Here is a 14,129-nt window from a genome sequence, read left to right as displayed (position 1 = left end):
TATATCTTTGCGGCCGATTATGACCAAGCAAAATTCAGAAATTGCCAAACGCCGGACCTTCGGCATCGTTGCCCACCCCGACGCCGGTAAGACGACGCTGACGGAGAAACTCCTGCTGTTCGGCGGTGCCATCCAGGAGGCCGGTGCCGTGAAGAGCAACAAGATCAAGAAGAGTACCACATCGGACTTCATGGAGATCGAGCGCCAGCGGGGCATCTCGGTGGCCACCTCCGTTATGGCCTTCGACTACGCCGGCAAGAAGATCAACATCCTCGATACCCCGGGCCACAAGGATTTCGCCGAGGACACCTACCGTACCCTTACGGCGGTCGACAGCGTGATCGTGGTCATCGACGTCGCCAAGGGCGTAGAGGAGCAGACCGAAAAACTGGTCGAAGTCTGCCGGATGCGCAAAACCCCGGTCATCGTCTTCATCAACAAGATGGACCGCCCGGGCAAGGAAGCCTTCGACCTCCTGGACGAGGTGGAGCAGAAACTGATGCTGAAGGTGGTCCCCCTGAGCTGGCCCATCGGCATGGGCGACCGCTTCCAGGGCGTCTACAACCTTTTTGAGGAGCGGATCGTACTCTTCCGCCCCGACAACAAGCAGGGGAGGCCCGAGGAAACCATCGAGTTTACCGACCTGGACGACCCCGAACTGACCCGCCTGATCGGTACCGACGCGGCCAAGGAGCTGCGCGAAGAAGTAGAAATGATCCGGGGCGTCTACCCGGCCTTTGACCGGGAAGTGTACCTCCGGGGGGCGGTAAGCCCCGTCTTCTTTGGTTCAGCGGTCAATAACTTCGGGGTGAAGGAGCTCCTGGACTGCTTCGTGCGCATCGCCCCGCCACCGCTTCCGCGGCCCACCGAAGAGCGGCAGGTATTGCCTGAAGAAGAGCAGTTCGCCGGCTTCGTCTTCAAGATCCACGCCAATATGGATCCCCGCCACCGCGACCGGATCGCCTTTTTGCGCATCTGTTCCGGTACCTTCGAACGCAACACCAACTACCTCCACGTCCGCCAGGGGCGCAAGCTGAAATTTGCCAACCCCACCAGCTTCATGGCCGACCGCAAGGAGGTGATCGAGGCAGCCTACGCGGGAGACGTGGTTGGCCTGTACGATTCCGGCAACTTCAAGATCGGCGATACCCTCACGGAAGGGGAGGAGCTGCACTTCAAGGGCATCCCCAGTTTCAGTCCCGAGCAATTCCGCCGGGTGGTGAACGGCGACCCCATGAAATCCAAGCAGCTGGCCAAGGGTATCGACCAGTTGATGGACGAAGGAGTAGCTCAGTTGTTTACCCGCGGCGTCGACAATGCCCAGATCATCGGTACCGTGGGAGCCCTGCAGTTTGACGTTATCCAGTACCGGTTGGAGCACGAATACGGCGCCACGGTGATCTACGAACCCATCAACCTCTACAAGGCCCTGTGGGTAAGCAGCAAGGATGAAAAGGCCCTGCAGGCTTTCGCCGAACGGCGGCGGCAGCAAATCGCGGTCGATAAGGAAGGCCGCATGGTGTACTTGGCCGAAAGCGCCTGGACGCTGCAGATGGCCCGCGACAATCACCCCGAGATCGAGTTCCACCAGACTTCGGAGTACTAAGGTCGCCTGGATTTCTTCCGCCAACAAAAGTTTCGGCGGGGACGTACCAAGGGCGGTGCGCGTCCGTTAAGATTCTGTTAAACAGTACATTTGCCGCATTTCAGTTGGAATGCTCAGCAACCCTGTCTACCTTTGTATTGTATTCAGTCAGACCCCCCCGGGGTAGCCCCAGTTTTAGCCGAGTCGCCGGCCACTTCAAGCGACCTTCCAATCCAAGCAACACCAGACTAAGCCTAATTCGGACTTCCCTCACAAGGGGGCAAGCCGAGCCCTATGTTCACGTGCAAGTCTATCACTTATGTTGAAGAAACCCTTTTTCCTTTTCCTGAGCGTCGCTGCCGCCTTATTCATGAGCAGCTCCGATCTGGACCTTTCCCGCTACCTCAACGGAAACTTTACGGCCGCCAACGCCTTTTTTGTCCCGCTTAACCTTGAGACGCCCACCGCAGAAAAAGTCACCGCAGAAACGCCCGTTTTACCCGAAATTTCTGAAGAAGTACTCGCGCCCAGCTTCCGGCTGCGCGATTTCGAGGACAAGTCCTTCGAAGCCCAGCTGAAGGCCGCCATTCTGGCCAATCCCGTCTGGGCCCAGCTGTACCGCAGCAAGAAACTTTCGGTCGGCCTGGTCGACCTCCGCGACGAAACCAATCCGCGCTTCGCCACCCTGAACGGCAAGCACATGATGTACGCCGCCAGCCTCCCCAAGATCGCCGTACTGGCCGCCGCCCACGACGCCATCGAGCGGGGTGAACTGCAGGAAACCGCGGAGATCAAGTCCGACATGCGCATGATGATCGCCAAGTCGAACAACGCCGCCACCACCCGGATGATCGACCGCGTCACCTTCGAAAACATCGAAAGGACCATGCGCGATCCCCGCCACGAACTCTACGACCCCAAGAACGGCGGTGGGCTGTGGGTAGGCAAGCGCTACGCCGCCGGCGGACGCCGCTACCCCGACCCCCTGAAGGGCATCAGCCATGCGGCCACCACCGACCAGATCTGCCGCTACTTCTACCTGCTGGCCAACGGTCGCCTCGTCAGCCCCGAAAGCAGCGAAAAGATGATGAGCTACCTGGTAGACCCCGAGCTGCACCACAAGTTCGTCAACACCCTCGACCGGGTAGCCCCCAACGCCAAGGTGTACCGCAAGTCGGGCTCCTGGAGCGTTTACCACGCCGACTGCGCCCTGGTGCAGGATGCCGACCGCAACTACATCATGACCGCCCTGGTGGAAGACCCCGCCGGCGAACAGATCATCCGCGAGTTGGGTGAGGTGATGGACCGGCTCGCCCAGAACTAGTCAAACCATAAGTTGAGGCCCGGGCAATGCCCTGGATTCTGCAACAGACATGACCATTTTCGGCCCCCGTCGCCTCCGCGGCGGGGGCTCTTTTATTTTTGGGCCAACCGCCCCGCCGCTTAGGCGTTGCTTACTGCAAAACCACTAACCCCATATGAACCGCATTTTCTCTTTCCTGGCTTTGCCCCTGCTGCTGCTGTGGTCGGCCTGTACTACAAAGGCAGACCCCATAATCGAAAACGAGGAGGAAGTCATCACCGACGTCATTTACCAACTTCAGCCCGTGGGCGGCGGCGAAGAAATCACCATGACGTTCTCGGATCCCGACGGCGACGGAGCTGAACCGGCCCAGATTAACGTCACCGGTCCCCTGGCAGCGAATACGCTCTACGATGGTACCCTTGTCGTGTCCAACCTGTCTGACTCCAGCAACCCGGAAGACATCACCGCGGAAGTCGTTGCCGAAGCCGAAGACCATCAGTTCTTCTACGTGCCGAGTACCAGTCTGGAAGTGGACCTGACCTACCAGGACTCCGACGGTGACGGCAAGCCCCTGGGCGTACTTACCCAACTGGCAACCGGCGGGTTATCCAGCGGCACGCTCACCATTATCCTGCGCCACCTGCCCAACAAGTCGAGCCAGGCCACCATTTCGGACCCTGCCGGGGCCGGCGGGGAAACCGACGTGGAAGTGACCTTCCCGGTATCGATCGAAGATTAAGGTGGTGAGCCGCAAAAGCTGGTTGGTCGGCCTCCTGCTGTTGGCCCTTGGCACCTGCGTCCGCGCCCAGCGCTGTGACCTGCGGGTGTCCGGAACGATGCTGGATGAGCACGGGCGGGAAGAACTGGCCTTCGCCAGCGTCTACGCCGTGGAAACCGGAGAGGGGGTACAGGCCGACGCCGACGGCAACTTCGTCCTCCCTGGCCGATGCCCCGGGCCCCTCACCCTGCGGTTCAGTCACATCGGCTGTGACCCGAAGGTGATTACCCTGAACCTGCAGCGGGACACCTCCTTTGCGGTTTATCTGCACCACCACGATAACTACACTGAAACGGTCACCGTTTCCGCGACCGGCGCCGGGGTCGACTACGAAGAACGCCTCGACCGCCAGGCCGATCGCCAGCTCGGGCTGGTGCTGGAACGGATCACGGGGGTCAGCAGCCTGCGTACCGGAACGGCGGCCAACAAGCCGGTATTCGAAGGACTGTACGGCAACCGGCTAAGCATCCAGAACAACGGCGTGCCCCAGGCGGGGCAGCAGTGGGGCAACGACCACGCCCCGGAAATCGATCCCTGGGTAGCGGCCTACGTCCGGGTAGTGGAAGGGGTGGATGCCCTGCGCTACGGTGGCAGTACCCTGGGCCCCACCGTCCTGATCGAACCGGCCCCCCTGACCGAGCGGACCACCCCCGGCGGTAAGGTGGCCTACGGACTGCGCTCCAACGGCTGGGGCCACACCCTCAACGCCCGACTCACCGATACGGCCTACGTGGCCTACCGGATCAGCGCCAGTGCCAAGGCCAGCGGCGACCGGCGGGCCCCCGACTACTACCTGACGAACACCGGACAGCGGGAAGGGAACGTGGCCGTGCAGGCCGCCAAGTTCCTGAACCCCCGGTGGACCGCCCGGGCCTACTACAGCCTATTCAATGCCTCCATCGGAGTGCTCCGGGGCTCCCACGTAGGCAACCTGAGCGACCTGGAGGAGGCCATCGGCCGCCCCCGGCCTTTCTACACCGATCCGGGGTTCAGCTATGATTTTGGCTCCCCCCGGCAGCGGGTGAGCCACCACCTGCTGAAGGGGGAACTCACCTTCACCCCCTCCCCGGGTAATACCTACAGCCTGCTCTACGGGGGACAGCTCGACGACCGTCAGGAGTTTGACGTCCGCCGGGGCGGCGACGACGACCGGGCGGCCCTCAAGCTGCGGCAGTACAGCCACCTGCTGGAGGGACAGCACCAACGCAAGCTGGGCGACCAGCGCAGCCTGGAAGCGGGGGTACAGCTCGAGAACGTCGACAACACCAACCAGCCCGGCACCGGCATCCTGCCCCTCATTCCCGACTACCTGGCCAATCGGGTGGGGGGCTACGTGACCTACCACTACAAGCCCGAGGTCTTCCGCTACCATTTCGGTGCCCGCTTCGACCACCAGTACTACGAGGCCCTCACCATCAGCCGCGACCTGCCCCGGCGCGTGATCCGCTACCGCCACCACTACAATACGGTGGGCGCGAGCGCGGGTGCCAGTCTGCGGGTGAACCGCCGGCTGGGCGGGGAAACCGAGCTTACCTACCGCCAACGGGCCCCCCAGATTAATGAGCTGTACAGCCAGGGCCTCCACCAGGGCGTAAGCGGGATCGAGGAAGGGGATTCCTCCTTGCTGCCGGAACGCTCGCTCAAGGCCTCCCTGGAGCTCAACTACGGCAGTCGCGACGGTACCCTGTCGCTGTCGGGCGGCGTCTTCTACCAGCGGGTGGCCAACTTCATCAACCTGGAACCCGAACAGGAATTCCGCCTGACCGTGCGCGGGGCCTTCCCCGTCTTTACCTACCGGGGCGTGGACGCCGAACTGTACGGCGGACAACTGACCGCCCTGGCCCAGCTGGGTGACCTCGACATCGAGAGTGGGGTAGCGGTGGTGAGGGGCTACAACCGCGAAGATGACCTGCCCCTGGTGTATATGCCACCGACGAACTGGCGGACGGCCCTGGCCTACGCCCTGCCCGCCGATCTACTGCTGACGGCCTCCGCCCTGGTGGTGGCCCGGCAGTCGCGGCTGGAGGCCGAGCAGGATATTCTGCCGCCGCCCCCCGGATACGCCCTCTTCGGCCTGGGCCTGGCCCGCACCCTGAGTCTGGGCGGCAACGACCTGAATCTGGAACTGGAAGTGGACAACCTGCTCGACCAGGCGTACCGCGATTACCTGGACCGCCAGCGCTACTTCGCCGACGCTCCCGGCAGAAGCATTAATTTTCGCCTCAGCTACAGTTGGTAAAGCAGGGAATAGGTCGTACTTTTGCGGACTAATTCAGCTCTATCCACGCGGCGGAGCGTAACCACGACTAAAATATCTACCAATGGCACATCACAAATCAGCAAAGAAGCGGATTCGTCAGGACGAGCGCAAGCGCCTCCACAACCGCTACTACAAGAAATCTGCCCGGACGGCCATCCGCAAGCTCCGGGACCTCGAGGACCGCTCGGAAGCTGAGAAGCAACTGCCCCAGTTGTTCAGCATGATCGACCGTCTGGCGAAGCGCAACCTTTGGCACCAGAACAAGGCTAACAACCTCAAGTCGGGTCTGGCCGAACACGTCAACCGCCTCGGCTAAACCGGTTCGCGCGTTATTCTCCGCCGCCGCTGCTGAAGTTTAAGCATAAAAAAAGCCCCGTTACGCGAGCGTAACGGGGCTTTTTCGGTTTACCGCCGCCGGCGGCCGCGGCTGCGACCTCCGGAGCTGCGGCTGCGGTTTCCGCCGCCGCCACTGCCTCCGCCGCCACCGCCGCTCTTCTTCTTTTTCTTCTTGCGGCGGGTGCCGGTATCCTGGGAAGGCTGGTTGCCGCTGGGCTCACCGATTTTGGCATCCTTGGGCAGGACCAGCGTCTTGTCGCTCAGCTCGTAGAGGTCCTTGCGGATCATGTCCTCATTGAAGAACTTGCCGTCGCGCCAGTCGGTCAGGGCCACCTTCATGTAGTAGGCGGCCGTGTAGGTGACCAGGTCGCGCTCCGGCCCGTCTTCCATGGCCTTGCCCTGCTCGATGAGGTTGAGCACATTCTTTCCGTAGTGGAGCATCCGCTTGTTGGAGTCCGGGTAGGGCAGGGGCTCGGGGGTCACTCCTTCGGGATCGGGAGTAGCGTTGATACCTTCGGGGACGGTCACGTTCAGGCTGCCGCCCGCGATGCGGAAGGCGTGTTTCCAGAGTCTTTCCTGGTAGTTCTCCTGCTGCTTGACGCTGGGTTGCATCTGCAGCATGAGTTTGATGACCCGCTCAACGTAGGCCTGACGATCGTCGTCGTTCTCGATTTCGTCAGCTTTCTGCAGCAATTCCTGGACGGTACGTCCGTACTCGCTGTAAATCAGTTCTGCGTTGCTGGTATTATATGCTATATCCCATTCCATATAGGAGAGTGTGTTTAAGGGGTGATACGGATGTCGGTCCGCCGGGGTTTACTCGACGGTTACGGACTTGGCCAGGTTCCGGGGCTGGTCAACGTTGCGGCCCAGTTCCACGGCGATGTGGTAGCTCAGGAGCTGCAGGGGGATGACCGACAGCAGGGGGGAGAGCTGTTCCTCGGTGTTGGGGATTTCAATGACGTGGTGGGCCATGGCGCTGATGGCGGTTTCGCCCTTGGGCACCACGGCGATGACTACTCCCTTGCGGGCCAGTACTTCCTGTACGTTGCTGATGATCTTTTCGTAGGCCGACCGGTTGGTGGCGGTTACGATGACCGGCATGGTCTCGTCGATGAGGGCGATGGGGCCGTGCTTCATTTCCGCGGCCGGGTAGCCTTCGGCGTGGATGTAGCTGATCTCCTTGAGCTTGAGCGCACCTTCCAGGGCTACGGGGAAGTTGTACCCGCGGCCCAGGTAGAGGGCATTGTGGTGGTGCTTGATCTCCTTGGCGATGTAGCGGATGTGCTCGTCGGCCTTCAGGCACTCCTTCACCTTTTCGGGGATCCGCTCCAGTTCGGCGGTCAGGGTATGGAAGGTAGTGGTGCTGATGGTGCTCAGCTTCTGGGCCATGCTCAGGGCGAGCAGGGTCAGCACGGTTACCTGTCCGGTGAAGGCTTTGGTACTGGCGACGCCGATCTCGGGGCCGGCGTGGATGTAGCTGCCGGCGTCGGTGAGGCGGGCGATGCTGCTGCCGACCGAGTTGACGATGCCGTAGATCATGGCTCCTTTGCTCTTGGCGAGCTCGAGGGCGGCCAGGGTGTCGGCCGTCTCTCCACTCTGGCTGAGGGCGATGACGATGTCGCGCTCGTTCAGGATGGGGTTGCGGTAGCGGAATTCGCTGGCGTATTCCACCTCTACGGGGATGCGGGCGAGGTCCTCGATGAGGTATTCGCCGATCAGGCCGGAGTGGTAGCTGGTACCGCAGGCAACGATGATGATGCGGTTGGCCCGCACGAAGCGGTTGGCGTATTCTTCCAGTCCCCGCAGGGTCACGCGGTTTTCCTTGCTGCTCACCCGTCCGCGCATCGCGTCGTAGATGGTGGTGGGCTGCTCGTGGATCTCCTTGAGCATGAAGTGGTCGTAGCCGTTCTTCTCGAGGGCTTCGATCTGCATGTCCAGTTCCTGGATGAAGGGCGGCTGGGTTTCGTTCTGGGTGTTCTTGATCTGCAGTCCCTCTTCCAGGGTGATGGTGGCGATCTGGTTGTCGTCCAGGTATACTACCCGGCGGGTGCTGTCCAGGAAGGGGGAGGCGTCGGAACCGATGAAGTATTCACCTTCCCCGATGCCGACCACCAGGGGGCTGGCCTTGCGGGCGCCCACCAGGACGTTGGGGTTGCGGCTGTCTACCACGGCGATGGCGTAGGCTCCCTCCACGCGTACGAGGGCGAGGCGTACAGCTTCCTCCAGCGGGAGGTCTCCCTCGTCCTGGATCTCCTCGATGAGGTGAACGAGGACTTCGGTGTCGGTTTCGCTTTCGAAGGTGTGGCCTTCGGCGATGAGGGCGTTCTTCAGTACGGCGTAGTTCTCGATGATACCGTTGTGGACCAGGGCCAGCCGGCGGTTGCCGCCGGTGTGGGGGTGGGCGTTTACGTCGTTGGGTTCACCGTGGGTGGCCCAGCGGGTGTGACCGATACCTACAGTACCGGTGGTGTCATTCTTGGCTATTTCCTTGCGCAGGGCGGATACCTTTCCTTTCTTCTTCCAGATCGAAAGCTCACTGTTCAACACCGCGATGCCGGCACTGTCGTAGCCCCGGTATTCCAGCCGCTCAAGGCCCTTGATGATGAGGGCATCGGCCTGACGGTGGCCGATGTAGCCTACAATTCCACACATAATTTCACTAGTTTAAGATGTTTTCGGGATACGAAGGTGCAGTCTTAGGTGAGGGTAGCTTCCGCACGACCCGCGAGGGTGAGGCGGTGATTAATGCAGCACTTGAAATATCAATCGTCCCGGGGTATTAACAAGGTTGTGGAACCTTGCCCTGGGTAAGGTTCCATGCTTTCAAACGATCCGCGACGGTATTAGTTGTCTTTGGCCTCAGTCCAGGTCAGTGTAGGTGACCCGGATCCGGGCGGGGTTGGTGCCGGCGGCCGGCCCGTTGAGCAAGGCCCGGGCGGCACGGATCTCGGTTGTTTCCAGGGGAGTGACGCGAAGGTACAGTTGGGCGGGTACTTCTCCGTCGATAATCCGCTGCATGTGGATGGAAAAGGCCGGGGAATACAGCTGAATACCGTTTTCGGTTTCCAGTTTACCTCCAAGGAAGAAGTTGATGTTGGTGTTGCTGGCCCGGGTGCGGACCAGTTCCACCCGGTCTTCGATGAGCAGGAGGGGGCCGTCGCTGCTGGCGCGGTAGAACAGTTCCAGGCGGGTAGGCAGGGGGTAGTCGGTATAGCTTACGCCCTCCACCTCGGCGACGGGGATTTCGAGGACGGCCCGGTTGATGACCCGGTTTTCGAGGGAGGAGACGTCGGTAAGGTTGATCTCCGTCATGATGCCGCCCTGACCGGCCACGGCCACCAGTTCGTTGTCGGGACCGGACTCCAGCAGGGGTTCTACCAGCGACCCGGAGTAATCGTAGGCGTTGTTCGCCAGGGCCAGCAGGATGGCCATCCGGTACACCGCCGGCTGCCCGGTGGAGTCCTGGTAGAATACGTTGAAGCCACTGTAGGGGGTATCATTCGTCGATTCGGTGGCCGCCAGGGTAACCAGGGCTTGAGAAGGGCCGTCGGGGGTGAGGTATACCCCGGCGAAGGATTCCCAGAAGGTGGAATCCGCGGCGTAGGCCTCCGTGGTAAGACCGTCGATGCGGGCAGCGAATTCGTCCGACAGCCGTACCCGTACGTGGGCCCGGTTCAGGGCGGGGCTGGTGATGGCCGTATCCCGCACCTGGGTGGCTTCGCGGGTGGCGGTGAAGGAGCCGTCGTAGCTGAGGTTACCGCCCTCGGTGGGGAAGGTATGGTCGGTGTAGTAGTCGGCCAGGAAATCTACCGGCTGGCTGATCTCAAGGGCCTGGTAGGGGAAGGTGCGCCCCGGACCGTAGAAGGCGCGGGCCGTATCGATGGGCAGCACGATGACCACCGAGTCGACCTTGGCGTTGACCAAGCTGGCGAACTGCGGTACGGTTGGCAGGCCACTGGCGTTCAGGGGCAGGCGGGGCACCAGGTAAACGCCGTGCTTGATGGTGCCGAAGGTGGGCTCCTCGATTCGTCCGAAGGTGAAGGATCCCGGGGTGGGCACGGCGCGCACGTCGTCGAACTGCACGCTGGTGCCGTTGTACGACAGCAGGCTGTCCTCCCGGACCACGCGGGTGGTGAAGGGCAGGTCGGTGCGCTCGCCTACGCTGGCGCGGTCGTTGTCCAGCAGGTCGGAACCCACCGTGATGGGGTCGGTGCAGGCCAGCAGGGTAGAAAAGAGCAGGAGCGCGAAAACAACTTTCATCTGGTGTGATCTAGGGAATAAAGGCCACCGGGGGCGGAAAATCATATGCCGGCGAAAAGTAAACGAGCCCTTCCCCGCCACCGGGAAAAGGACTCGTTGTTTGTCAGTAGGGAGGCTGCCTCGTTCGCAAAGGTTGGTTACTTCTCGACTTCGGCGGCCAGCAGTTCCTTGTAGAACTCGACGCTGGCCTTGGGAGCTTCGGCGCCCTGTACGTTGAGGACGGGAATGTCGGCGTTGGCCAGGGCCTCGTGCAGGCTGTCGTCGAGCTCCTCGCTGCCGCGGATGACGGCGTCGCTGTACTTGATGGCCCCACGGTGGAGGGCGGGCTTGCCGTCCTCGAGGTAGGGGGCCAGGTCATCTTCACTCAGGGCGTTGATGCTGGCTTTCATGGCGAAGTCTTCCGAGATGTGGTCTTCCGGACCGCTCTGGTAGAGGCTGTAGACGATCTTGCTGTTCTTGAACAGCGGCTCGTTTTTGTAGGCCGTACGCAGGTAGAAGGGGATCAGGCTCGTCATCCAGCCGTGGACGTGGATGATGTCGGGCGGCCAGCCGAACTTGCGTACGGTCTCGATAACGCCCTTGCTGAAGAACACGGCGCGGTCGGCGTTGTCCTCGAAGGGGTTACCGGCCTTGTCGACGTGGACGAACTTCCGCTTGAAGAAATCCTCGTTGTCGAGGAAGTACACCTGCATCCGCACGCCCTTGTCGGGCAGGGAAGCGACCTTGATGATCAGCGGGTAGTCATCGTCGTCGACGATGATGTTCATGCCGGAAAGGCGGACGACCTCGTGCAGGCGGTGGCGGCGTTCGTTGATGGTGCCGTAGCGTGGCATCAGCACGCGGATTTCCATCTGATTTTTCTGGAGGTAGGGGGCCAGGGCCCTTACGGTAGTGGCTATTTCAGTCAGCTCCGTGTAGGGATCCATTTCCTGGGTTACAATCAGCACCTTAGTTTTGCTCATATCTTATGATCGCGTTTCAGGTTATTGACGAGCCCGGTCGACATTACGCCCCGGCACGGGAGCCCTCGCACGGCCCCAAGGCTGGCAAAGTTACAAAATATTGCCGACACCCCCTATCTTCGCCGGCCCTTAGCGGCCCCGCCGCCGGCTCAATCCGTACGGTACTTGAAGATTTTTTCCACCGCATCTGACCTCTCCCTGGCCCTGGCTGCTGACCGGGCTTCCGGGCGCTCAATTGGCTTCGTACCTACCATGGGTGCCCTCCACCAGGGGCACGCCGCCCTGGTCCGCCAGAGCGCCGCCGACCGGGCCATTACCGTAGCCAGCATCTTCGTCAACCCCACCCAGTTCAACGAGGGCGCCGACCTGGCGGCCTACCCCCGCACCCCCGAGGCGGATACGGAACTGCTGCGGGAATGCGGTTGCACCTACCTCTACCTGCCCACCGTAGAAGACGTTTACCCCGGGGGAATGGAGGTGAACCCGGTAGCCCACCTGGAGTTCGGCTCCTTCACCACCCGCATGGAAGGCAGCAGCCGCCCCGGCCACTTTGCCGGCGTGGTGCAGGTGGTAAGCCGTCTGCTCGACATCGTCCGCCCCGAGGTCCTCTACCTCGGCCAGAAGGACTACCAGCAGGTAGCCGTGGTGCGGCGGATGGTCGAATTGCTCCGGCTGGACGTCGACGTCGTGGCCGTACCTACGGTCCGGGAACCCGACGGCCTGGCCATGAGCTCCCGCAACCGTCGCCTCTCCACCGAGGAGCGCCGTGCCGCGGGCAAGATCAACCACCACCTGGCCGTGGTCGCCGCGGGATTGCGCGCCGGCTGGCCCGCCCGCGAACTGGAGCGCCTGGCCCTGAAGGGTATGCGCGAGCAGCCCCTCCTGGCGCCCGAGTACGTGGAGGTCGTCGACGGGGATACCCTGCAGCCCTACCAGGACGGGGAGCCCGTGCGGGAGTTGGTGGTGGCCACCGCCGTCCGCGTCGGAGACGTCCGCCTTATCGATAACCGTATCGCCCTGCGCGCCAACCCTTAGTGCCGCCGGCGCGTTTGTATGCCGGCAAAGCTTTTCGCCCAACCACCCCAATCGATTATGCTCATTCAACGCTTTAAAGGAAAGATTCACCGCGCTACCGTCACCGAGGCCAACCTCAACTACGTCGGCAGCATCACCATCGACGGGCAGCTGCTCGATGCCGCCGGCATCATCGAAGGAGAGAAGGTGCAGATCGTCAACAACAACAACGGTGAGCGGATTGAAACCTACACCATCCGCGGTGAAGAGGGCTCCGGCGTCATCTGCCTGAACGGGGCCGCAGCCCGTCGCTGCCAGGTGGGCGATACCGTCATCATCATTGCTTACGGCTACATGACCGAGGAGGAGGCCCGCGCCTTCGAGCCCAAGGTGGCCTTCCCCGACCAGGACAACAAGCTCTAGGGTGCGTTCGCGGGTGCCGGGAAATACGCCACGGCCTACCGCTCCCGACTATTCATCTTATCTTCGTCCTCCCCAAAAGATATCCAGGATGAAGGTTGCCGTAGTTGGTGCCACCGGTCTCGTCGGTGGCGTTATGTTCGAGGTGCTCAAGGAGCACGATTTCCCGATTACCGAGTTGCTGCCCGTGGCTTCGGAACGCTCCGTAGGCAAGAAGATCAGCTACCGGGGCAAGGAGTACACCGTGGTATCCCTCCAGGATGCCGTGGATGCCCACTGCGACGTGGCCATCTTCTCCGCCGGAGGATCCACCAGCCTGGAATGGGCCCCGAAGTTCGCCGCCGTTGGAACCGTCGTCATCGACAACAGCAGCGCCTGGCGGATGGACCCCGACAAGAAGCTCGTGGTGCCCGAAGTGAACGCCGACCAGCTCACCCCCAACGACCTCATCATCGCCAACCCCAACTGCTCGACCATCCAGATGGTCGTGGCCCTGGCCCCCCTCCACCGGGTGTTCGGGATCAAGCGGCTGGTGATCTCCACCTACCAGTCCTTCACCGGCACCGGCGTCAAGGCCGTAAAGCAGTACGAAACGGAGCGCGACGGTGGCCAGAGCGAAGAGCCGGCCTACCACTATCCGATCTTTGAGAACTGCATCCCCCACTGCGACGTCTTCCTCGACAACGACTACACCAAGGAAGAGATGAAGCTGGTCCACGAAACCCGCAAGATCCTCGGTGCCCCTGATCTGGCCATCACCGCCACCGCCGTCCGTGTGCCGGTCCATGGCGGCCACAGTGAAAGCGTTAACGTGGAGTTCGAACGCCCCTTTACGGTGGAAAAAGTCCGCGAACTGCTCAGCCAGGTACCGGGCGTGGTGGTACAGGACGACCCCAAAAACAACACCTACCCGATGCCGCTGCTGGCCAAGCACCGCGATGAGGTATTCGTGGGCCGTATCCGCCGCGACGAAAGCATTGAGAACGGACTCAACCTCTGGATCGTGGCCGATAACCTGCGCAAGGGCGCAGCGACGAACGCCGTACAGATCGCCGAATACCTCCTCGAGAATAAACTGATCGGCCAGGACATCACCGCCTGACCATTACACAATTTGTAAGTTAGCACTGTTGCTGATTTGAACCAATACCGCTAGGCCGGCATCCGGGAACTCCGCACCCGCGGACCCGCCAGCCATGACAGAC

General features: G+C 61.7%; 12 protein-coding genes. 8 read left to right on the top strand and 4 right to left on the bottom strand.

The window, feature by feature from the left end; all coding sequences use genetic code 11:
* Positions 1-19 precede the first annotated feature (19 nt).
* The 5 genes from CGL56_RS02805 to rpsT all read left to right on the top strand — a co-directional run bounded on the left by CGL56_RS02805 (position 20) and on the right by rpsT (position 6,245).
* Complete coding sequence (locus CGL56_RS02805) at positions 20-1,606, top strand: peptide chain release factor 3 (RefSeq protein ID WP_187305566.1); 1,587 nt, start codon at positions 20-22, stop codon at positions 1,604-1,606.
* Between the two features lie 298 nt (positions 1,607-1,904).
* The gene (locus tag CGL56_RS02800; protein WP_245183940.1) at positions 1,905-2,909 is read left to right on the top strand and encodes a serine hydrolase; all 1,005 of its coding nucleotides are present in this window, start codon (positions 1,905-1,907) and stop codon (positions 2,907-2,909) included.
* A 154-nt stretch (positions 2,910-3,063) separates the two neighbouring features.
* The gene (locus CGL56_RS02795) at positions 3,064-3,630 is read left to right on the top strand and encodes a type 1 periplasmic binding fold superfamily protein (RefSeq protein ID WP_099104970.1); all 567 of its coding nucleotides are present in this window, start codon (positions 3,064-3,066) and stop codon (positions 3,628-3,630) included.
* 4 nt (positions 3,631-3,634) lie between these two features.
* The gene (locus CGL56_RS02790; RefSeq protein ID WP_143470580.1) at positions 3,635-5,908 is read left to right on the top strand and encodes a TonB-dependent receptor; all 2,274 of its coding nucleotides are present in this window, start codon (positions 3,635-3,637) and stop codon (positions 5,906-5,908) included.
* 82 nt (positions 5,909-5,990) lie between these two features.
* Positions 5,991-6,245 (top strand): 30S ribosomal protein S20, encoded by a 255-nt coding sequence (gene rpsT, locus CGL56_RS02785; protein ID WP_099104968.1) that lies wholly within the window; start codon positions 5,991-5,993, stop codon positions 6,243-6,245.
* An 89-nt stretch (positions 6,246-6,334) separates the two neighbouring features.
* Here rpsT and CGL56_RS02780 read toward each other — a convergent pair whose 3' ends face one another.
* From CGL56_RS02780 to CGL56_RS02765, 4 genes are all read right to left on the bottom strand, one after another.
* A complete protein-coding gene (locus CGL56_RS02780) occupies positions 6,335-7,033 on the bottom strand; it encodes a DUF4290 domain-containing protein (protein ID WP_099104967.1) in 699 nt (232 codons plus the stop codon).
* Positions 7,034-7,081: 48 nt separating this feature from the next.
* Positions 7,082-8,920, bottom strand: coding sequence for a glutamine--fructose-6-phosphate transaminase (isomerizing) (gene glmS / locus CGL56_RS02775; RefSeq protein WP_099104966.1), 1,839 nt, complete (start codon positions 8,918-8,920; stop codon positions 7,082-7,084).
* 207 nt (positions 8,921-9,127) lie between these two features.
* On the bottom strand, positions 9,128-10,528 hold the full coding sequence (locus CGL56_RS02770) for a DUF4270 family protein (RefSeq protein WP_167641509.1): 1,401 nt from the start codon (positions 10,526-10,528) through the stop codon (positions 9,128-9,130).
* A 137-nt stretch (positions 10,529-10,665) separates the two neighbouring features.
* Positions 10,666-11,490: a glycogen/starch synthase gene (locus CGL56_RS02765; protein WP_099104964.1), complete on the bottom strand. Its 825-nt coding sequence runs from the start codon at positions 11,488-11,490 to the stop codon at positions 10,666-10,668.
* 165 nt (positions 11,491-11,655) lie between these two features.
* Between CGL56_RS02765 and panC the strand changes: the two genes are divergently transcribed.
* From panC to CGL56_RS02750, 3 genes are all read left to right on the top strand, one after another.
* Complete coding sequence (gene panC, locus CGL56_RS02760; protein ID WP_099104963.1) at positions 11,656-12,525, top strand: pantoate--beta-alanine ligase; 870 nt, start codon at positions 11,656-11,658, stop codon at positions 12,523-12,525.
* A 57-nt stretch (positions 12,526-12,582) separates the two neighbouring features.
* Positions 12,583-12,927, top strand: a complete 345-nt coding sequence (gene panD, locus CGL56_RS02755; RefSeq protein WP_099104962.1) for an aspartate 1-decarboxylase — start codon at positions 12,583-12,585, stop codon at positions 12,925-12,927.
* Positions 12,928-13,015: 88 nt separating this feature from the next.
* Positions 13,016-14,026 (top strand): aspartate-semialdehyde dehydrogenase, encoded by a 1,011-nt coding sequence (locus CGL56_RS02750; protein WP_099104961.1) that lies wholly within the window; start codon positions 13,016-13,018, stop codon positions 14,024-14,026.
* The last annotated feature ends 103 nt before the right edge of the window (positions 14,027-14,129 follow it).

The organism is Neolewinella marina (genome assembly GCF_002631205.1).
Lineage (GTDB): Bacteria > Bacteroidota > Bacteroidia > Chitinophagales > Saprospiraceae > Neolewinella > Neolewinella marina.
Note: the sequence above shows the minus strand (reverse complement) of the source record. Positions and strands in the feature narration are given on the sequence as shown.